The organism is Deltaproteobacteria bacterium, assembly GCA_030690165.1.
In the GTDB taxonomy this organism is placed as follows: Bacteria; Desulfobacterota; GWC2-55-46; order UBA9637; family UBA9637; genus JACRNJ01.
In genome coordinates this window covers 53,720-73,760 of sequence record JAUYHF010000042.1, presented here as the reverse complement: position 1 = coordinate 73,760, position 20,041 = coordinate 53,720, and the positions used below count along the sequence as shown (strand labels likewise).

Below are 20,041 nucleotides of genomic sequence, written 5' to 3'. Positions count from 1 at the left end.
CCCCAAAAGATGCCTTCTTATGAAAACCCCTTTTCTGTATCATCTCGCACAACTCAAATACCCTTTTTTTATTTCCGGTAAAATAATCATCAAAAAATGTGATATTAGGCTGCTTTAACTCATTGATTAAATAATCAAGCTCTTCTATAACCCGTTCCGACGAAGTATATCTGTAGCTTCTTTTCGTAATAACCCTTTGGCTGCAAAAGATACAATCAAATGGACATCCCCTTGAAGTTAGAATAAAACCCAGATTATATTGAGACGGGTCATACATATCATAAGGAAACATCGGCACTTCATTTACATCAACCATTTTGGTCGAGGTTTTTGTGTAAACTATCTTTCCGTCTTCTACAAAGCCGATATTTTCCAACTTATCTCGTTCGAGTGAACCGCCTTGAATCTGCCGAATAAGCTCCAGAAATGTATATTCCGCCTCACCTTTAACAATAAAATCAATATTGCCATTTTGAAGAATCTCCTCAGGCATAACCGTAGCATGTATTCCGCCAAATACAACCACCGCCTCTTTATCAACCGATTTAATCAGTTCCGCTATCCTGTAGCCGCTGGCCACATTGGCAGTCATAACACTGACGCCGATAATATGCGGCTTTTTACACTGCTCAAGAATATCTTTTATTGTATTGATATTAATATCTACCAATTCCTGGTCTATTATTTTAACTGATAATCCTTGCTTCCTCAGAAAACCGGCAAGGATACCTATTCCGATCGGCACACTCCGGGGCACAAATCTTTTAAATCTTCCGAGTTGAGTATTTATAGGCGATATTAAAATTAGATCATACATTCCAAAACTCCCTTTCAGGAACAGGATAACACTTTACCCCTTTGGATGCCTGAATCGTATGCTGTTTTAATGTCATTTATTTTGCGCCAGGATTAATAATCATGCAGGCTGTAATTTCATCTGCTTTTCAGCCACAATCATATCCACCATGCTATGGCACAAGATAAGATGGGCAATCTCTACATAACCATAGGAATCCGATGGCACATAGAAATTTATTTTACCCTTGCTGCGAAGGGGATTATTGGGTTTAAAACCTGACATTGTGATTATATGACAACCGGTTTTTCTGCCGGCATCCACACCCCTTACTATATTCTCAGATTTGCCTGAACTGCTTATGGCGACCAGTATATCTCCATTATCAGCAAACATCTCAATTGGTTTTTCAAATATATATTGATACCCAAAATCATTGCTCAAACATGTTAAAAGCGATGAATCGTTAAAACAGATGGCGCGCATTCCGCCGTTTTTAAAAAAGTCTATAGCCTGATGACTTGCTATAGAAGCGCTTCCGCCATTGCCAATAAATATGATTTTATTGCCTTTTGAGGTCTGAGAAATAATCAGATTTATTGCTGCCTCTAACCCATTTATCAAATCAATAGCCTTGTTATTTCCGTCAGCAACCTGAATCTTTGATAATGTGTTTTTAAACTCCGAAAAATAATTTTCTATATCTTTCTCCATTCTTCACCTCAACTTTCTTAGTATTTGAATGTAATTCAGTATCACATCGCGCTTTCGGCAGTCAATGTTTATTTCCTGTAAAACTCAGCAATCTTCTTCACAACATATTCCTGCTCTTCTAAAACAAGTTCAGGATAAATAGGCAATGCCAGTGTTTCCCTTGCGGCTTTCTCAGATGCAGGGAAGGCTCCTTTTTTGTATCCAAGATACTTAAAACACTGCTGCAGATGCAATGGAACTGGATAATATATTTCTGTGCCTATGCCTTCTTTTGCCAGATAATTTCTTAATGCATCACGCTTTTTAACCCTTACAATATATTGATTGAACACATGACGGTTGTATGCGCGCCTTACCGGAAGAGATACTATATCTGACAGACCGGCATGTTTAAAAAGCGTATCATATCTCTCAGCCCTTTCTATCCTCTTATTTGTCCATGCCTCAAGATGTTTCAGCTTTATCCTTAACACAGCAGCCTGCAGCTCATCAAGCCTGCTGTTTATACCTACCATTTTATGATAGTATTTTGGCTTGCTTCCATGCACCCTTAATATCCTGACCTTTTCTGATAGTTTCTCATTATTTGTAGTCACCATGCCGCCGTCTCCGAAACCACCGAGATTTTTTGAAGGATAAAATGAAAGGCTCCCGAAATCGCCTATAGAACCTGCCATCTTTCCTTTATATGTTGCGCCGATAGTCTGAGCAGCATCTTCAATAACAGCGAGTTTATATTTCTTGCTTATTTTTATGATAGGCTCCATTTCAGCGCACTGGCCATAAAGATGAACAGGGATTATGGCCTTGAGCCGCGGCCTTTGAGCAGCGGACTGTTTTTTTATAACATCCTCCAATTTGTCCGGGTCAATATTGTATGTATCAGGCTCTATGTCGACAAAAACAGGAATTGCATTAAGCCTTGCAATTGAGCCTGCTGTGGCAAAGAATGTATATGACGTGGTAATGACCCTGTCTCCGGCGCCAATGCCGGCAGCCATAAGCGGCAATAATATGGCGTCTGTTCCGGAAGCGACGCCAATGGCAAATTTTGCATTGCAATACTTAGCTATCTCCTGCTCTAATGCCTTTACATTTTCTCCAAGGATAAACGACTGATTATCACAGATCTTCTCAATCTCTTTTAACACCTCTTCCCGTATGCCCTGATACTGGAGCTTGAGATTTAATAATGATACCTTCATTCCCCTTATCCTCCTTAAATATATGTAGTCTGCCGATTTATCGGCTTTTTTAAAGACGCCCATAAATGGGCAAGCTACAAACTTCTATTACAAACTGCTTATTATCCTCTTCAGCCAGCCATCCTTTACCGTTATGGCCCCTTCAGGACATATCTCCAGACAGCAGAAGCATCGTATGCATTTATCATAGTCAATATTGATTTTATCTGTTTTTGTCATAATCCCCAGCGGGCAGATATCAACACACATATTGCATAGCGTACATTCTTTATTGTCTATTGAAGGCCTTGATGTAAGCGGCTTCCTTAGATAATTGTGAAGCGCGAATGGAAGCTTAAATTCTATGCTCGCAAGCGGGGGAAATTTGAAATCATGAATCTTAACATCTTCTATTCCCTCTCCAAGGATATTTATCTCGTTTATGTCTGTTATTCCAATTTCATCTTCTTCTGCAACCTTTGTCGTAAGAAGGGCATTTGCCTCAACGCCCAAGACCTCTGTTATAACCCTGTCAAGGGCTATGCAATCCACTGCTGCAAATATAAGGCCGAGCCTTCTTGGGTCGCCAGCGCTTCCCGGCCCATTTCCCTCCATACCTACGATGCCGTCAACTATTGTCAGTCTGGGCTTTAGAAATAAATATGTATCAATAAGCATCCTTGCAAAGGCATAAGTGTCAACACCTGCCGCCATATGCCACTGCGGCTTCCTTGCGCCGACAACACAGCCAAACATATTTTTTACGCCAAGGGTCAAAAACATCTGGGCATGGGTCTTAAGCTTCGGAAGGTTTATTATGCCGTCAACCTCTATTGCCTCTTTTGACAGTTCAAGTCTTTTAAAGGTTTTCCCATTAGGATTTTCCACACTTATAGATTGGGCAAGGTTTATTATCTCTACTCCAAACTCTTTCGCAACTGCCGCAATCCCGCATTTTTGAGCAACCTTAAGAGCGCTGCCAATGCCCGGGCTATCGCCTACAACAGGGGTTGCCCCAGCCTCTTTTACAAGCTGTATCGCTGCCCTTACTACCGCAGGATGGGTTGTTACGGCTGCATCAGGAGGTTTTGCAGAAAGGAGGTTTGGTTTTAAAAGGATTTGTTCGCCATTTTTTACGAATGCCCCTATACCGCCGAGGAGGTCCACAGACTCCTTTACTATCCTGTAAACCTCCTCATTGATATAATCATTGCACTTAGTAATAACTACATCTGGTTTCATTTAGTAGTTGCCGATTCATCGGCGTTTTTTAATTAAAGATAAGCAGATACGCCCATAAATGGGCAACTACTTTTTCTTCAACTCCTCCACAACATTCACCAAATCCAGCGGCAGAAGCACTATTTCCATCCTCCTGTTCTGCGCCCTCCCATCTGTCGTATCATTGGCGGCAATAGGCTTATACTCTGAATATCCGGCGGCAGATAAAAGTTTTGGATCAATGCCAACCTTATCCTGAAGATACCGCACAACATTTGTTGCCCTTGCTGTAGAGAGCTCCCAGTTTGTCGGATACCTCTCTTTTATGCGCTGGCCTATCTTTACATTGTCCGTATGCCCTTCTATCTTTATCTGCTTGTCGATTATCCCCTTTAATATATTCCCAACTCTGCCGAGGATCTTAAGGCCTTCCGGTTTTATTTCTGCCTTGCCGGAGTCAAAAAGTATCTTCTCAACCATATTTACCGAAAGTCTGTCAATGGCCTGGGTAATCTTTATCTCTCCCTTGTCTATCTCCTCTTTCATTTCTTTCATCAGGTTTTCATAGGCGCTCTTTACACCCGCAAGTTCCTTTTCCTTTTCAGCGGAGAGCTCGCCGGCCTTTATCTTCAGCCTTTCCACCTCTTTATTAAGATACTCGACCTTGCTTAAAAGCCCCTCCCTCTCCTTTTTCAGGGCATTAATCTCTTCTTCTTTTGCGGCGATTAGTTCTTCAATCCGCTTTGACAGCTCAGCGACCTTGTTTTTTAGCTGTTGATTCTCATCTTGCAGCCTCGCAATCTCTTTCTGCGCCTGCTCCATATCTGCATTTCTTGCTTCAAGCTCTTCTTCTGTCTTCTGGCTGAGTTTCTGCTGCGTATGCGAAACTACTTCTTTTGCGGCAGTAAGTTCTTCAATCTGTTTTGATAACTCAGCAACCTTGTTTTTTAGCTGTTGATTCTCCTCTTGCAGCCTCGCAATCTCTTTCTGTGCCTGCTCCACACCCACCTTTGCGGCACTCAGTTCTTCAATCTGCTTTGATAACTCAGCAATCTTGTTTTTTAGCTGTTGATTCTCATCTTGCAGCCTCGCAATCTCTTTCTGCGCCTGCTCCATACCAGCCTTTGCGGCACTCAGTTCTTCAATCTGCTTTGACAGCTCAGCAACCTTGTTTTTTAGCTGTTGATTCTCATCTTGCAGCCTCGCAATCTCTTTCTGCGCCTGCTCCATGCCCGCCTTTGCGGCACTCAGTTCTTCAATCTGCTTTGATAACTCAGCAATCTTGTTTTTTAGCTGTTGATTCTCATCTTGCAGCCTCGCAATCTCTTTCTGCGCCTGCTCCATACCGGCCTTTCTTGCCTCGGACTCCTCCACTGTCTTCTGATAGATATCTTTGTTTATGCCGCAGCCCGCCAAGACAATGAACAGTAAAAATACCGTCACCAGACACCAGACACCGGACTTGTGACTTGTGACTTGTGACTTGTGACCTGTAACTTCTGACTTCTGACTCCTAACTTCTTTCATCACACACCTCCTTTCCTTCATTGGATGACGCTATTATATCAGAATATACCGCAACCCTGTTTCTCCCTGTCCTTTTAGCATAGTAAAGCGCCTTATCAGCCGCCTTTGTTATATCATCCGAATTCTTTAATCCTTCCTGTGGATATGTAGCGATACCTACGCTGATGGTTACCGTTAGAGGATTATTAACATCATTTAAAAGGTTGGCGCCTTCCACCGCCTTTCTCATCCTCTCTGCGGCGGCAATCGCCCCGTTCTTGTCTGCCCTGCACAGGCATACAATAAACTCCTCGCCGCCGAATCTTGCAAGAACCTCCCCGTCTCTTATCCCGTCCTTCAAAAGACGGGTCAACCCCTTCAGCGCCTTATCTCCAACATCATGCCCATAAGTGTCGTTTATATTTTTAAAATGGTCTATATCTATCATAAGGCAGCCGATATGATACTCATGACGTTTTGCCAGAGCCACATGCATCTTTATATGGTCATAGAAATATCTCCTGTTGTGAAGACCTGTGAGTTCGTCGGTTACCGACAGTTTTTCCAGCAGTACATTTTTCTCCTTCAGGTCATTCTGCAATTCCTGTATTTTTAGAAAAACTCTTATCCTTGCCAGAAGCTCACTCTGATCAAATGGCTTTAATAGATAATCGCTTGCCCCTATATGCAGCCCCTTTATCTTATCAACAACCTCTTTCCTGCTTGCGCTGAGCATTATCACCGGGCAATCCTTGCCATCCTCGCTCTCCTTTATCGCAGATATAAACTTATAACCGTCAACCTTTGGCATCATTACATCTGTGATAACAAAGTCAACCTTATTTTTAAAAAAAATTTTCAATGCCTCCATGCCGTCTTCTGCCTCAAAAACCTTTGAAAACAGGCCGCCTGCCACTACAGTATTTTTTACCAATTGCCTGATGGTTGGCGAGTCATCAACTATTAAAAGTGTTTTTTCTGTCATATTATTTCACCTCCCTCAACATCTTTTTTGCCCTGTCTGCCTCTTCTGTTTTTGGGTATTTATCCACGACCTTTTCCAGAACAAGCCTTGCCTCTTTTTTATTTCCGAGTTCAGAAAAGGCCATCCCCTGCTTTAACAGCGCAGCAGGAACCTTATTGCTCTTTGGATATTTTTTTAAAACCTCGTTAAACTCAAGCACAGCCCGCTCGTAATCTTTCTGTCTATAGTATATCTCGCCTGTCCAGTATTGGGCATTGGAGGCAAGGACATGGCCTGGGAAAAGGGATAAAAATCTGCCAAACTGGAGAAGGGCATTGGAATTATCCTTGTCCTTTGTAAGCTTCATTGCCTCATTGTATAATTCATCCGGCTTTGGAGGTTCTGCCTCCTGTTTATCGGCTTGCGCAGGCAGATCGGCTTGGTTCCGGACCTCTTCCGACATAGACGATGCCCTTGCATGTTCCAATGATACAACCTTTTCGTCCAGAGATGAAAGCCTCTTTCCCAGCGCAGCAAGTTGGTTCTGAAGGGATAACAGTCTGTTATTGAGTTCGGAGTTATGAGTTTGGAGTTTAGAGTCTATCTTTTCCTGTACTGCAACAGTATCTTTATTTGCCTTTTTTACTGCATGGTCCACTTCCTCAAATTTTCCGCGAAGAAAAGCTATGTCTTCTCTAATCCTGTCAGCAGACACATTGACATCCGCCCTCCCCTTTTGAACATATTCATCTATTCTTACGATTTCTGACTTCTGATTTCTGACTTCTTGTTCTATGCCTGCGGTCTCCTTTTTTATTGCCTCGAGAAGAGAGTCAATTCTTTGCTGCTGCGTGGTCAAATCCTGCCTCAGGATGTTAATATCCTTTTTAACAGGATAGTCTTTAGATTCAATTGCTATACAGCCTGAAACATATAATAAAGGCAAAAGCAGATATAAAATTATGCTCCTGCTATGCATATTTGACATTAGCGCCTTCTTGGCAACATCCTTAAATCTTCTCAATCTATTTGACTGGTCTTCCGCCATACCAGATTTGCCTATCTTCTCACTCATTTTTTCAAAGCAAGGTATTAACAAGTTATTTAATAAAGACTACTTCCTTTTTATAATTACAAACTCTACCCGTCTGTTCTTTGCCCATGCCTCTTCTGTGTGGCCAAGGTCTGCCGGCCTTTCTTCGCCATAACTTATGGTGGATAATATTGCCTCGTTTATCCCGCTGTCCGCAAGATATTTTTTAATGCCCTGCGCCCTTCTTTCACCAAGCGCAATATTATATTCATTTGTTCCCTTCTCATCAGCATGTCCCTGAATCTCTACCTTGACATCCTGTCTTTTCCTGAGCCATTCTGTATTTTTATCCAAAGCAGGCTTCATATCATCCCTGACAGTAGAGCTGTCAAACTCAAAATATACGGCTGCCAGTCCTCCCTCTTTTTCTGTCATTGCGGCAAGTTCATCTCTTGCATCTGCCTTTGCCTCAACCTGCGCAGACAGGGGAGATTCTTTTATTGACTGCTCCTCAACCTTCTCTTCCTTTATTGTCCCAGCGGCCTCTTCTTTACCGGCAACAGCCTTTTCCTCCTTAGGCTGTGCGGTTTGCTCTGCAGTTGACGGCTCTGTTTTTTTCTCAATACCCTCTTCTGTCTTTACAATATCCATGCACCCGGTGACTACAAAAAACATTGCTGTTATTGACAATACAAATATTGTCTGACTATGCCTCTTCATTTTTCCCTCCTTTATCTCTTCAAGGCTAAAGCCTTGAGTTACATCTTGTAGCTCAAACCTTTAGGTTTGAGTTTTTGCTCCGAAAATGCATTCATGTAGATGTAGGGCAACCCTTAAGGTCTCCTCCCCTACGGTCTTTTTATTCTAAATACGAAGACCATGCAGGAGAAGCGGCTGAGCCTCCCTTTTCACCATTGTCATAGGTTATTAGTTTCTGATTCTCTCCATTTTTCCGCATAATATAAATGCGGGCAGCGCCGCCGCCCCTTGTGGATGTAAAGGCTATGAATCTGCTGTCAGGCGACCATGAAGGGTCTTCATTATCTCTGCTGTCCGCTGTAAGCTGAACCTGCCCTGTTCCATCGGCATTCATCACCCATATATCAAAACGTCCTCCATTCATCCTTGCGAATGCAATCTTATCTCCCCCTGGCGACCATGCAGGCGAGGCATTATATTTTCCTTCATAAGTAAGCCTGACAAGTCCGGTGCCGTCAGAGTGTATCATATAGATATGAGGATTTCCACCTGTATCAGATACAAATACAAGCCTCTTTCCATCAGGCGACCAACTGGGCGAAACATCTATTGCCCAGTTATTTGTAAGCCTCCTGAACTTCATTCCATCAAGTTCAAGTATATAAAGCTCAGGGCTTCCATCCCTGCTTAAGGTAAGGGCTATCTCTTTTCCGGAAGGCGACCACCTTGCGCCTATATTTATGCCCGGCTGATTGGAGAGCCTTATTTCTCTGCCGGTCGCAATCTCCAGTATATACACATACGGCTGACCCTCCTTGTAAGATGTATATAAGATTTTCTTACCGTCAGGCGACCATCTGGGAGAGAGGTTGATGGAGTTATTTCTTGTAATCTGCCTTAAATTATAGCCGTCGTAATCAGCCAAATAAATTTCCTTATTGCCGGATATGTTTGAAATAAACAAAAGTTTTGTGTTAAATATCCCCTTTTCGCCTGTCATCGCCTCCATTGCCTCATTGGCAAACTTGTGGGCTATAACCCTGATATTGCCCTTCTTCCCGATATATCTCCGTCCCACAAGCATCTTTGCCTGGAAGGTGTCGTAGAGTTTTAATTCCACTGTCAGATTATCTTCCTCTGCTATAAAGATGCCCTTTATCAGGGCCTCCGCGCCTATAACACGCCAATCTTTAAAATCTATATCATCAAGCCTTTTATTCTGATCCTCTATGTATGCCTTTTTATCAATTATATTAAACAGGCCTGAAAACTCCAGGTCATGCATAATTACATCCCGCAGAAGGCCTGCCTGTGCCGTCAGCGCGGCAGACAGGCCACCGGCATCAGGCTGTCCGCTCAACCCGCTAATGTTTTTTATATCAGTAATCGCAATAGGAAGCTTTTTGCCGGCAGGGGTATTTATATCTATATAAACTTTTGTGTGGCCATGATGCGGAAACAAAGCAATAAATGAAACGATTATTAACAGACAATATCTATTAATCAATGTCATACCCTTGGTTATTTTCATCACGCCGGAAAGCAACGCCTATTTCCAATGAATCTTTTTTCCCTAATTCGGGAGGGAATGAAGGAAATAAAAGCGCTGCCTTTTCTATTGCCCTGATAGCTGATTGAAGAAGTATCGAATTGGCAGATGACTGTTCAACATAGCTTTTGACAAGGTGTCCGGTCTTATCTATGATTACGGTTATTACAACAACTTCTCCTTCTTTTAAATCACCGGTATAATTCCATTTGGAGGTGATTATCTCCTCTACAAGTTTAAAATATTTTTTCTCTAACTCTTCAATGTTTTTCGCTGCTACGCCCTGTTGCATTGTCCCTGTATTTATACCGGTGCCCTGTTTTTCCTCTGATTTTTCAATGCGTTTCACTGCGCTGCCTTGTTGCATTTTCCCCACGCCTTCCGTCTTTTCTTTAATTGGCTTTACAGTAACTTGCCTATGAACAACCTTCTCCCTGATTTCCTTAATCTTTTTTTCCAGCTGCTTATTTTGCAATTCCTCTATTGTCTTGTTTACAGCCTCTTCTGCCTCTCTTTTTTCCACCCGTTTCTGTATCTTTTTAATTGCCTCGTCTAAGGAAAGCTCTTTCTCCTTTTTTAAGGCAATGGCCTTTTCTTTTACAGCAGGTCTTGAAACATCCTTATCGTTAGCCTGTCGAACCGATTTGGAAATAACATCAGTTTGAGGCCTCTCTTTTTTTAAGGCCTCACCATTTGCCCGAGCCTCTGGGAAAACTGCTGTTTTCCCCGGCGACATCAGGTCAACTGTGTAGATGGACGTTGTAATTTTTATTGTAGATCTATCGTTGGCAAGCAAAAATATGAAGGCTATAAAAACAATATGCAGAAAAACAGAGATTGCTATTGTGAAGCCGAAATCTGAAAGTTGTTCTTCCTCGTTATAACATCCGGCCGCCACCTACTTTTCCTCAACAGGCTCTGTCATCATGCCAACCTTTTCTATGCCTGCCTTTCTTATCTCAGCCATTACCGCAACTACACTACCATAAAACACCTCTTTATCTGCCTTTAAAAGAACTATCTTGTCCCCTTTCCACTGCCTTGTTTGATAAATCCTTTCTAATTTCTCTTTTAGATCAGAAATGGGTATCTTATTTTTGTTTATGAACATAGCGCCTTCTTTATTTATTGTTATCACCAAAGGCTCATCTTCTGATGAAAATCCGGCTGCCTTTACCTTTGGCAGACTTACATCCAGCCCTTCCTGAAGCATGGGCGCCGTAACCATAAATATAATGAGCAGAACCAGCATTACATCTACAAATGGTGTAATATTTATCTGAGACAGCACAGTCCGCTGTTTTGGCCTTGAAAGGTCAATCATAATTACCTTGTCAAGATTACACAGATTTTTAAAATACGATTACACAGATTTAATAACACTGAATTTGCCGTATCTGCAATCTGTGTAATTTGTTTTTCTAATCTGTGCAATCATCTTTTTATCATCTTCTTTCTCTTTCAAGCTCCCTTTCCACAATATTTAAAAAATCGCCTGCAAAGTTTTCCATCTCAATTGCCATCCTGTTAATCCTTGTTACAAAATGATTATACGCAACCACCGCAGGTATGGCCGCAACAAGGCCAATAGCTGTTGCAATAAGCGCCTCTGATATGCCGGGCGCAACCACCGCAAGGCTGGCCGACCCTTTTAATCCTATGCCGCTGAACGAATTCATTATGCCCCACACTGTGCCAAAAAGACCGATGAACGGCGCAGTGTTGCCTGTGGTGGCAAGAAATGAAACAGCCTTCTCCATCCTACTTATTTCATTGGACATTGCCTTTTTTAATGCCCTCTGGATACTGTCCGTCTCGCCGATGCTAAACTGGATATTCTCCTTTTTTTGCGTCCTTGCCTGCAGAAGCTCGTTATAACCTGCGGCAAAAAGCCTTGCAAGCGGCGTAAATCTGTAATTTGCGGCAGCGGCAAATATCGTGGAAAACTGTTTCTTATACCAGAAAAATTCCAGAAATGCGCCTGATTCTTTTTCCATCTTCTTTAAGATGCGATATTTGTATATAATTATTGCCCACGACAAAACAGAAAAAGCAAGCAGTACGATAAGCACAAACTTTACCATAATGCCTGCGCCCAAAATCATACTCCACAAACCTCCCTGCATATTGCCGCTTAAGTTCTGGACATTCATTAAATTCTTTTGCCTCCTTGACCAAATGATTTATGAGAAAATTAACACCTTTCGGATTTCAAGTCAATAGTTTGTGTAAACCGTGTGTTTGTGTAAACCAGACTTTGAAAATGTCATAATTAAGGGATGATAGGAGGCATTTGCTCGATCCATTGACAGATCAAGGCACATTCTTGTCACCCAAATAAAAATCCCACAGCTATCTGTGGGATTTATAATCTTGGCGTCCCCACCGGGATTCGAACCCGGGTTACCGCCGTGAAAGGGCGATGTCCTTGGCCTCTAGACGATGGGGACATGGTGAGCCGCCCGAGACTCGAACTCGGCACCCACGCCTTAAAAGGGCGTTGCTCTACCTGATGAGCTAGCGGCTCGTTATTAAAACAAAGGTTGAGGTTTCTCTTAGCCTTAACCTTAACCTGTTTTTCATTGAAACGGATTCTCAATCATTATGGCCTCTTTTCGTCCAGCGCCTACTGAGACCATAATTATACTAACTTCAATTAATTCCTCAAGTCTTTTTATATATTTTCTGGCATTAGCGGGTAGTTTATCCAGCTTCGCAATACCGCTTGTCGGTTCATTCCATCCATCAATAATTTCATATATCGGTTCACATTTATTCAGGATGTCGCTGTCAGACGGAAAATCTTTTAAGATATTGTTGTTATAATTATAGCCTGTACATATCATTATTTTATCTAATTTATCCAATACATCCAGTTTGGTTAAAACCACGCCGTCAAGACCGTTTATCCTTGCCGCATATCTGACAGCCACTGCATCGAACCAGCCGCACCTCCTCGGCCTCCCTGTTGTTGCGCCGTATTCTCCACCCTGCTCTCTGAGCCTTTGTCCTTCTTCGTTTTTTAACTCTGTTGGAAATGGCCCCTCCCCAACCCTTGTTGTATAGGCCTTGGATATGCCAATAACCTTGCCAAGCTTTGTCGGCCCGATGCCGCTTCCTGTTGCGGCCTCTCCTGCTACGGTATTGCTGGAGGTTACAAAAGGATAGGTTCCGTGGTCCACATCAAGGAGCGTCCCCTGCGCCCCTTCAAATAATATATTTTCCCCGCGTTTTATTGCGCCGTCAATATAGAGGGATGTATCTGTAATGTAACCGGCAATCTTTTCTACGTATGACATATATTGATGGTAAATATTATGCATCTCAAAACCATTTTCGTGAAATATATTTTTCAGCAAATGGTTTTTTTCGAGAAGATTAGTCTTGAGTTTTTCTCTAAATACCTCTTCCCTCAACAAATCGCCGCATCTTATCCCGCACCTTGCAACCTTGTCTTCATACGCAGGGCCGATACCCCTTCCGGTTGTCCCTATCTTGTTTTTACCCCTAATTCTTTCCCTTGCCGCATCGAGCTTTTTATGATACGGCATTATCAGGTGCGCATCTTCACTTATAAGAAGGTCTCTTTTATCCTGAAATTGACCTTTTGCCTGCAGGGCATCAATTTCCTCTAATAAAACCTCAGGATCTATTACCACGCCATTTCCTATTATACACTTCTTACCTCTGTGCAGTATCCCGGATGGAATGAGGTGAAGAATGAACTTTTCCTCACCTACAACAACAGTATGCCCTGCGTTATTGCCACCCTGAAATCTCACGATTATATCGGCATATTCGCTGAGGATGTCAACGATTTTCCCCTTACCCTCATCCCCCCACTGGGCGCCGATAACTACAATGTTTTTGGCCATTTATTCACCCTCCCATTGGCACGATTAATGTGCCATAGCAGCAACTATATTTTCTACATCAAAGGCAAAACCAATGGCGGCGCATGGATAGCCGTATTTCTGCATAAGGTTATCATATCTCCCGCCGCTCATAATCGATTTTCCAAGCCCCATAGCAAATCCCTCAAAAACTATCCCCGTATAGTAATCAAACCCCCGCATCTCTGCCAGGTCAAAGGTTATAAATTTCTGAAACCCTTTTGTGTCAAGTATTTTTAAAATATTTGAAAGATTTGCCACTGCCATTTTAGCCTGCCTGCCTTCTGCGATGGATGATGCCTTTTTCAGAACCTCTTTACCGCCAAACAAAGATGGGATAGTTTTCAGAACCTTTTTATATTTGTTTGTTATTTTATCCCCTAGACTGTCTAATATTACTTCCAATGCTGAACCATCTTTCAGGGCTATGGCATCTTTTATCATGCCTTTTTCTTTATCATCCAGAATTGTGGTATTCAACATACCCCTGACAAAACCTGCCTCGCCAATATCTATCTTAAAATTTTTAAGCCCCAAACCTTTAAGGCTATTGATCGCTATAATAATTACCTCTGCATCTGCCCCTGGCGACAACTCTTTTGTTATAAGTTCCGCCCCGATCTGCTGAATTTCTCTTGGCCTGCCGCTTCTCGGTTCCTGATACCTGAAAACTTTTTCATTATAGCATATCCTGAGGGGCAGCTTATAATCCCTCATTCGCGTAGCCACAATCCTTGCTACCTGGGGGGTTATGTCCGGTCTGACAGCAACAACCCTGCCTGAAGTTGGGTCTATAAATTTAAATACCTTCTCCTTTAAATCATCTCCAAGCCCTATGGAAAGCACATCAAGGTATTCAAGGAATGGCGTTATTACCCTTTTAAACCCGCATCTTTCCAGAACTTTCAGAATACATTCCTCTATACGCTCTATCTTTTCTGCCTCATCCGGCAGACTGTCCTTTACGCCGGGGGGAAGGGATATGTTGGGCTGATTGAGCATAGGTTAAGGTTAAGGTTAAGATTGAGGTTGAGGTTGAGGTTGAGGTTGTCTTTCCTTAGCCTAAACCTTAACCTCAACCTGTTTTTACAATTTTACTACCTTTGCAGAAATCATATGCGGCAGTTTAATGAGTTTTGAAAGCAGCTCTGCCGGTAAAGGCGTATCTATGTTCCATACGGATACGGCCTCTCCGCCAACCGCCTGTCTGCCGAGGTGGAGTCTTGCAATATTGATACTCCCTGATCCGAGTAAAGTGCCTACATTACCAATAACACCAGGCTTATCATAGTTATAAAGCACAAGGAGATAACCCTCCGGCACGGCGTCCAGAAAGAATTTGTCTATCCTGACAATCCTCGGCTCCTTTTTGCCGAAGAGGGCGCCCTCCACAAGGTTTTCCGTTTCTTTGGTTTTTACCTTGATCGTGATGCTGCTTGCAAAATCAATAGCCCTTGAACTTTTTATCTCTATCACCTTTATACCGCGCTCCTTTGCAACAAACGGCGCATTTACAAAATTTACCTGCTGATCCATCACCTGGTCAAGCAAACCTTTTATCGCAGCAACTGTAACAGCCGTAACATCGTATGAAACCACATCGCCGCTGTATTCTACGGTAACCTCCTCTATGCCGCCCTTGAGTATCTGACCCTGGAAGCTCCCTAGCTTTTCAGCAAGGGTAATGTAGGGACTAAGGCTTGCAAGGAGTTCCGCTGGCACGGATGGCACATTGACAGCATTTCGGATTGTGCCTTTCACGAGATACTCTACAATCTGCTCAGCAATTGCTATGGCAACATTCTCCTGCGCCTCTGCAGTGGATGCGCCGAGATGCGGCGTTAAAATTACCTCTTCAAGGCCTAAGAGGGGATTATCCACCGGCGTCGGCTCTTTTTCAAAAACATCCATAGCCGCCCCTGATACTATACCTTCTTTTATAGCGTCCGATAAATCTTTTTCATTTACTATCCCGCCTCTGGCACAATCTATAATCTTTACGCCCTTTTTCATCTTTGCAAAGGCATCTCTGTTCACCAGATTTTTTGTCTCGTTTGTAAGCGGCACATGGACGGATATAAAATCGCTTCGTTTGTATAAATCGTCAAGAGACACCGGAAGAACGCCCATCCTGTTGGCTGCCTCCTGCGAAAGATACGGGTCGTATGCAATCACATTCATCTTGAGCCCCTGCGCCCTGTCTGCAACAACGGTTCCTATATTGCCAACGCCAAGTATTCCGAGAGTCTTGCCTGTTATCTCAGTGCCTTCAAATTTTTTCTTCTCCCACTCCCCTTTTCGCATTGAGGCAGTTGCCTGGGGAATCTTCCTTGCAAGAGCCATGAGCATGGAAACCGCATGTTCCGCTGTGGTTACGGTATTACCGCCAGGGGTATTCATAACAACAATACCTTTTTTTGTTGCAGCCTGCATATCAATATTATCAACACCTGTCCCTGCCCTGCCTATTACTTTAAGATTATCCGCCGCCTCTATAATCTCGGCAGTAACCTTTGTTGCGCTTCTTACAACAAGGGCATGGTAATCCTTAATTACCTTTTTCAATTCTTCGGGTTTTAACTTCGTGTTTACATCAACCTGCAAACCCGGCGCATTTTTAAAAATCTCAACACACCTATCCGACATGCTGTCGCTTACCAACACCTTCATCTATTCCTCCATTATAAAAACAGTAGGCAGTAGGCAGAAAACCATCTGCTTTTTGCTGCCTACTGATTAGTACCTACTGCATACTTTGCTTTACTTATATCCCTAACCCTGTGGCAGGGGCTTAATATGAAATGAGATTTATACTATATCTTAATTGCTAAAAGCAAGAATATTTTTGTCATTATTTTTGTCATTATTGACATTTAGAGGACAGGTTAGTAAGATTATTTAATCCGTATGACTGACAAATAAAAGTTATGCAAAAAGAAGCCAAAGCCAGAATTAAAATCAATGAGTTGGAGGCTATGGTAGCATAACCTAACTGAGTGTCCTAAAATTCGGGGGAAGTCCAGTCCACGTGGTCTGATTATACTGCACAAAAGGTTTCATTACTACAAAAAGTAAGAGGCCTCGCCGTCAATCTCCTGCCGTTTGATAATTTACCGCTGTAATGATACCATGACGCTCGTTATGAATAACATATCCATCATACTCGTAGAGCCGCAGTCATCCGGCAATATAGGCTCTGTTGCGCGGGCAATGGAAAACACAGGTTTTTCAAACCTTGTCCTTATAAATCCTGTGGACTATAAAAACAATGAGGCGTATTCAATGGCGTGCAATGCCTGCGGCACGCTCCTCAATTCAAAGATATTCACAAATACAGAAGATGCCATAAAGGACTCATGTCTTGTTGTAGGCGCTACAAGAAGAAAAGGAAGGGAACGCTACCCTGTGTTGACGCTTTATGAGTCTATTCCAAATATTTTAAATGCCGCAAAAAATAATAAGGTTTCAATACTCTTTGGAAGAGAAGACAAGGGGTTGAAAAATGAGGAGATAAAACTTTGTGATACCCTCATTGAAATACCGGCTCACAAAAAATATCCGTCCTTTAATCTGGCAGATGCGGTATTATTAGTCTGTCATGCGCTTTTTATGGCAGAAAAACCTTCAGGCCCGTCCATTACCCTTGCGCCATGGGAGGAGTTGGATGGAATGTATATTCATCTTGAAAAGACTTTAAGAAAGCTTGACTACGGCAAAAAAGGAGGGGCGCATCTTTTAAGGGCAATAATGAGGTCTTTTAAAAGACTTTTCGGCAGGACAGGCCTTATGCAGAAAGAGGTTAATATGCTGCGGGGGATCTGCACGCAGATAGAGGAGAGGGTAAAGTGAGGAAGGGGGAAGTCTTTTATGTATGAACTTACAGTAATATCTGATTTTGCGGCAGCGCATAGCTTAAGATTCTATGAAGGGGAGTGCGAGAGGCTGCACGGCCACAACTGGAAGGTGGAGGTTACGGTTGCAAGTAAGAAACTAAATAAAATTGGGCTGGCTGTGGATTTTAAAATCTTAAAAAGAACATTGGAAAATATTATTGAAAGGCTTGACCACAAGTATCTGAATGAAATCCAGCCGTTTGACAAGGAGAATCCATCTTCAGAGAATATCGCAAGGTATATATTTAAACAGTTCCAAAAGGAAATTAAAGGCAAAGACATAAAGGCGGCAAGGGTAAAGGTATGGGAGTCTGAAAATGCGGCTGCCGTATATTATGAATAGCCATGCAGTCGGAAATAAGAATAACGGCTTGATGAGATTGATAAACAGGGTTGCTGCACCTTTTAAAATGTCCATCAGGATAAAGCTCGCTGTAGTCCTTTCTGTTTTACTTTCCCTCCTGGCGGTCGTAATCGGGATTATAATGATAGGCCATCAAAGGAGGGCTCTGGAAGATCAGATGCGCAGTCTGGCAGGCACCATTACAGGAGAATTCTCCAATAACAGCAAGATGCCTCTCCTCCAGAACGACCGCCTTACAATGAACCTCCTTGTCCAGAACCTAATGAACTACCCGGGGATAATAAATGCCTATATACTTGACGAAAAGCTCATTGTAAAAGGCCACAAGGAACTGGAAAAGGTCGGCATAGAATATCATGGCTATAAAGAAGATATACTGAATGCAGGCGGGCCTTACCCGCGGCTTATAAGGGATGACGAAGACGCCTTAACCTTCGCCTCTTCCATAATCTTTAAGAAAACAAAGGTCGGTTATACAATTGTCATATTTTCCAAAAAATTTATTCAACAGAAAATCAAAGAGGCGCGCAGCAGAATAATCTTAATCACCGCCTCCTCAATCATAGCAGTCCTTATACTATCCATACCGCTGGCGTCAGGATTATTAAATCCCATATTCAGGCTTTTGAAAGGGACTAAAGAGATCGCCCTCGGCAAATTCTGGTATCGCATCCATTCAGACAGAAGCGATGAGATAGGCGACCTCATTCTTTCGTTCAATCAGATGGCGTCTGAACTGGAAAAAAAGGAATTGCTAAAGGGCGCATTTGACAGGTATGTGAGTAAGCCCATTGCCGATGAGATTTTGAAAAACCCTGAAAAGATACACCTTGCAGGAGAAAGAAGAGAGGCGACAGTCCTCTTCGCGGATATCAGGGGATTTACCGGCATAGCGCTTAAGATGCAGCCCGAGGAGATAGTCGGGCTCTTAAATAATTACTTCACAACCCTGACAGAAATAATATTCCATTTTAAAGGGACAGTAGATAAGTTTATCGGCGATGCGGTGATGGGTGTATTCGGCTCTCCGCTTTATATATCCGGCCACCTTGAATACGGTGTCAAGGCAGCCTTTGTGATTAACAAGGCGCTGGAAGAGATAAACAGGCTGAGGGGGAAAAGGGAGGCCGTTCAGTTCCCTATGGGTATAGGGCTGGATTCAGGATTTGTTGTCGCAGGTAGCATGGGGTCAAAGGTCAGGATGGAGTACACTGTTATAGGGAACACAGTAAACACAGCCTCAAGGCTTTCAGGCATTGCAAAGGGCGGTGAAATTCTCGTCAGCGAAGATGTTTATGCTAAAATAGCCGGCAATATTGCAGCCGTGGAGATGCCGGATGTCAATATAAAGGGTATTGAAAAACACTTCACCTTGTATAATATTACCGGTTTAAAGGGGGAGTGGGAGAAAGGGTCCCAGGAAACCGTTCGTATGGTAATGGATAAAATGAGGAGAGAGGGCATTGCGTTTTGATTCACTCATATTAGCGGCATTACTCGTGATAAGCGGCTGCGCCCAGATCATGCCACGCTACTACACGGCATCTGACTATGAAAAGGCGCTTATGCTGTATGGAGACGGCCAGCTAACCCCGGCAAAAGAAAGGCTGTTGAATATTAAAAAAGACTCCCGCGATTATAAGGCGGCGCAGGAGTTTCTTACAAAGATTGAAAGACTGTCTTCGATACTGGCGGAAAGATATAAGGCGCTCGGCGAAGAATACGAAAGGGCTAATATCTTTGATCTGGCCGCCAAAAACTACAGGATAGCCCTTCAGTTCGACCCCTCAAACCAAGTGATCCAAAAAAGGCTGAAGACTGCGGAACAGCAGCAGGCCCCTTCGGAAGAGATAAAGCCCAAAAAAGGCAAAGATGCGGTAAAACCCGAAATCCTCGCAGAAGGGCATTATAAGAAAGGCGCTGCGTTTCTCGAAGCCAAAAAATATAACATGGCAATAACTGAGTTTAATATAACGCTCAAGATAGTCCCATCCCACACGTATGCCATGAGCTTTCTTGCGACAGCCAAAAAAGAAAGGGAAGATTCAATTGATATGCACCTCAAAAAAGGCATTGATTATTTTCAAAAAGAGGAATTGGAACTGGCGATAAAGGAATGGGATGCAGCGCTTGATATAGACCCGTGGGACAAGACAGCGATTGATTACAGGGCAAGGGCAGAGGTTATCCTGGAGAAGATAAAAGAGATGAAGAAAGAAAAGTAA

19 protein-coding genes and 2 tRNA genes are annotated in these 20,041 nt (G+C 42.8%); 4 read left to right on the top strand and 17 right to left on the bottom strand.

The window, feature by feature from the left end; all coding sequences use genetic code 11:
• The 17 genes from Q8P28_07275 to serA form a co-directional block, all read right to left on the bottom strand.
• Window positions 1-817: radical SAM protein (locus tag Q8P28_07275; protein ID MDP2682589.1), on the bottom strand; the 817-nt coding region annotated here is incomplete at its 3' end.
• A 99-nt stretch (window positions 818-916) separates the two neighbouring features.
• A complete protein-coding gene (locus Q8P28_07270) occupies window positions 917-1,510 on the bottom strand; it encodes an SIS domain-containing protein (protein MDP2682588.1) in 594 nt (197 codons plus the stop codon).
• A 68-nt stretch (window positions 1,511-1,578) separates the two neighbouring features.
• Window positions 1,579-2,715, bottom strand: coding sequence for a DegT/DnrJ/EryC1/StrS family aminotransferase (locus Q8P28_07265; GenBank protein ID MDP2682587.1), 1,137 nt, complete (start codon window positions 2,713-2,715; stop codon window positions 1,579-1,581).
• Window positions 2,716-2,802: 87 nt separating this feature from the next.
• Window positions 2,803-3,936, bottom strand: a complete 1,134-nt coding sequence (locus Q8P28_07260; protein ID MDP2682586.1) for a DUF362 domain-containing protein — start codon at window positions 3,934-3,936, stop codon at window positions 2,803-2,805.
• A gap of 66 nt (window positions 3,937-4,002) precedes the next feature.
• Window positions 4,003-5,442 carry an OmpA family protein gene (locus tag Q8P28_07255; GenBank protein MDP2682585.1) on the bottom strand — a complete coding sequence of 480 codons (1,440 nt, stop codon included), beginning with the start codon at window positions 5,440-5,442 and terminating at the stop codon, window positions 4,003-4,005.
• A complete protein-coding gene (locus Q8P28_07250; protein MDP2682584.1) occupies window positions 5,429-6,406 on the bottom strand; it encodes a diguanylate cyclase in 978 nt (325 codons plus the stop codon). Before Q8P28_07250 ends, Q8P28_07255 begins: the two co-directional genes overlap by 14 nt.
• 1 nt (window position 6,407) lies before the next feature.
• The gene (gene ybgF / locus Q8P28_07245) at window positions 6,408-7,460 is read right to left on the bottom strand and encodes a tol-pal system protein YbgF (GenBank protein ID MDP2682583.1); all 1,053 of its coding nucleotides are present in this window, start codon (window positions 7,458-7,460) and stop codon (window positions 6,408-6,410) included.
• 39 nt (window positions 7,461-7,499) lie between these two features.
• Window positions 7,500-8,138: a peptidoglycan-associated lipoprotein Pal gene (gene pal, locus Q8P28_07240; GenBank protein MDP2682582.1), complete on the bottom strand. Its 639-nt coding sequence runs from the start codon at window positions 8,136-8,138 to the stop codon at window positions 7,500-7,502.
• Between the two features lie 139 nt (window positions 8,139-8,277).
• Complete coding sequence (gene tolB / locus Q8P28_07235; protein ID MDP2682581.1) at window positions 8,278-9,648, bottom strand: Tol-Pal system beta propeller repeat protein TolB; 1,371 nt, start codon at window positions 9,646-9,648, stop codon at window positions 8,278-8,280.
• Complete coding sequence (locus Q8P28_07230) at window positions 9,617-10,564, bottom strand: TonB C-terminal domain-containing protein (protein MDP2682580.1); 948 nt, start codon at window positions 10,562-10,564, stop codon at window positions 9,617-9,619. The genes tolB and Q8P28_07230 overlap by 32 nt, the downstream gene beginning before the upstream one ends.
• Complete coding sequence (gene tolR, locus Q8P28_07225; GenBank protein MDP2682579.1) at window positions 10,565-10,990, bottom strand: protein TolR; 426 nt, start codon at window positions 10,988-10,990, stop codon at window positions 10,565-10,567.
• Between the two features lie 121 nt (window positions 10,991-11,111).
• Window positions 11,112-11,819, bottom strand: coding sequence for a protein TolQ (gene tolQ / locus Q8P28_07220; GenBank protein MDP2682578.1), 708 nt, complete (start codon window positions 11,817-11,819; stop codon window positions 11,112-11,114).
• A 221-nt stretch (window positions 11,820-12,040) separates the two neighbouring features.
• A tRNA-Glu gene (locus Q8P28_07215) sits at window positions 12,041-12,116 on the bottom strand.
• Between the two features lies 1 nt (window position 12,117).
• A tRNA-Lys gene (locus Q8P28_07210) sits at window positions 12,118-12,193 on the bottom strand.
• A 52-nt stretch (window positions 12,194-12,245) separates the two neighbouring features.
• Window positions 12,246-13,541 carry an adenylosuccinate synthase gene (locus Q8P28_07205; protein ID MDP2682577.1) on the bottom strand — a complete coding sequence of 432 codons (1,296 nt, stop codon included), beginning with the start codon at window positions 13,539-13,541 and terminating at the stop codon, window positions 12,246-12,248.
• A 24-nt stretch (window positions 13,542-13,565) separates the two neighbouring features.
• A complete protein-coding gene (hisZ, locus tag Q8P28_07200; protein MDP2682576.1) occupies window positions 13,566-14,561 on the bottom strand; it encodes an ATP phosphoribosyltransferase regulatory subunit in 996 nt (331 codons plus the stop codon).
• Window positions 14,562-14,645: 84 nt separating this feature from the next.
• A complete protein-coding gene (gene serA / locus Q8P28_07195) occupies window positions 14,646-16,229 on the bottom strand; it encodes a phosphoglycerate dehydrogenase (protein MDP2682575.1) in 1,584 nt (527 codons plus the stop codon).
• Between the two features lie 459 nt (window positions 16,230-16,688).
• Between serA and Q8P28_07190 the strand changes: the two genes are divergently transcribed.
• Genes Q8P28_07190 through Q8P28_07175 form a run of 4 tightly spaced genes read left to right on the top strand, consistent with a single transcriptional unit; the run spans window position 16,689 to window position 20,041 of the window.
• Window positions 16,689-17,408, top strand: a complete 720-nt coding sequence (locus tag Q8P28_07190) for an RNA methyltransferase (GenBank protein MDP2682574.1) — start codon at window positions 16,689-16,691, stop codon at window positions 17,406-17,408.
• An 18-nt stretch (window positions 17,409-17,426) separates the two neighbouring features.
• The gene (gene queD / locus Q8P28_07185; protein ID MDP2682573.1) at window positions 17,427-17,795 is read left to right on the top strand and encodes a 6-carboxytetrahydropterin synthase QueD; all 369 of its coding nucleotides are present in this window, start codon (window positions 17,427-17,429) and stop codon (window positions 17,793-17,795) included.
• Entirely contained in the window at window positions 17,770-19,290 is a 1,521-nt protein-coding gene (locus Q8P28_07180; protein MDP2682572.1) for an adenylate/guanylate cyclase domain-containing protein, read from the top strand. The genes queD and Q8P28_07180 overlap by 26 nt, the downstream gene beginning before the upstream one ends.
• On the top strand, window positions 19,280-20,041 hold the full coding sequence (locus Q8P28_07175; protein MDP2682571.1) for a hypothetical protein: 762 nt from the start codon (window positions 19,280-19,282) through the stop codon (window positions 20,039-20,041). The genes Q8P28_07180 and Q8P28_07175 overlap by 11 nt, the downstream gene beginning before the upstream one ends.